This window comes from Acinetobacter lwoffii (assembly GCF_024129595.1).
Classification (GTDB): Bacteria; Pseudomonadota; Gammaproteobacteria; order Pseudomonadales; family Moraxellaceae; genus Acinetobacter; species Acinetobacter lwoffii_O.
Genome location: NZ_JAMXXS010000089.1, coordinates 1 through 918, shown reverse-complemented (window position 1 = coordinate 918; position 918 = coordinate 1). Strand labels below are relative to the sequence as shown.

Annotated in this window: 2 protein-coding genes; both read right to left on the bottom strand. The window is 40.0% G+C overall.

Annotated features, from left to right (window positions below):
* Window positions 1-18: 18 nt before the first annotated feature.
* Window positions 19-489 (bottom strand): IS5/IS1182 family transposase, encoded by a 471-nt coding sequence (locus tag NI466_RS15770; RefSeq protein WP_071850806.1) that lies wholly within the window; start codon window positions 487-489, stop codon window positions 19-21.
* The coding region (locus tag NI466_RS15765) for a transposase family protein (protein WP_253174005.1) at window positions 437-918 on the bottom strand (482 nt) is incomplete at its 5' end. The genes NI466_RS15770 and NI466_RS15765, both read right to left, overlap by 53 nt.

Genomic DNA, 918 nt, shown 5'->3' with positions numbered 1-918 from the left:
ATAGACCTCTTTCATAAATCATTTTTTACTCAGCTCCAAGTTATAAATTCCAGCAATTAGATTGAATCTCAAACCGAGTCTTTTAGCTCTATTGCGATAACGTTCCGCAAGGATCTTGAAAGTTTTTAAACTGCCAAATACATGCTCAATTGCTATTCTTCTTTTATTGATTTCCTGATTATAGATTTTTAGTTCAGGATCCAATTTACAGCGTCTTTTGGCTTTTAAGGGCAACAGGCTATTGGGATACAAAGTATAAATCCCCTGATAACCTTTATCCGCAAGAACAAAGGCTCCTGAAGGAATCTGGTTTAAATTGCGTTTGAACAACTCGAAATCATGCACTGCACCGCGACTGCTACATAAACTCAGAATTTGCTGAGTCTTGTAGTGAATCATGGCCTGTACTTTAAAGGTATGGGTCTTTTTCTTGCCGCTATAGCTTTTCTTCTGTTTTTTTGGGCCTTTGTATTGGAATTTCCGTGGCATCCACGATCACAACATTCCAGTCAATGCCTTCGCCCTCGGGTAAATCTTTCGGTAAATTAAAAAGATTGGACCGAATCAGGCAGTCTTCAACATGACGGACAATTCTTGAGGCTGTGGGCTCTGAAACCCCGTAACTCGTTGCAACGTGAAATAAGGTTCGGTATTCCCGCCAATAGCTCAGACAGAGCAGAACCTGGTCTTCCAGGCTTAACTTGGGCGGTCTGCCTTTGACAGGAACATGTTTCTTCAATTGCTCAACCATCAAATAGAAAGTTGACCATGAGATGCCCGTGTATCGCTTGAACTGAGGATCAGAAAGCTTGTTTGAATCGATGTATTTCATCCACAGATTATGCACGAATGCCAAGAAATTAGGAGTGCAAATATTAACCAAAAAGAAGATCATTTTTTGATTTATGAAAGAGATCT

What these genes read in the sequence shown, in the direction of transcription:
- NI466_RS15770 (WP_071850806.1), bottom strand. Translation starts at nt 489, where the DNA reads ATGCCACGGAAATTCCAATACAAAGGCCCAAAAAAACAGAAGAAAAGC.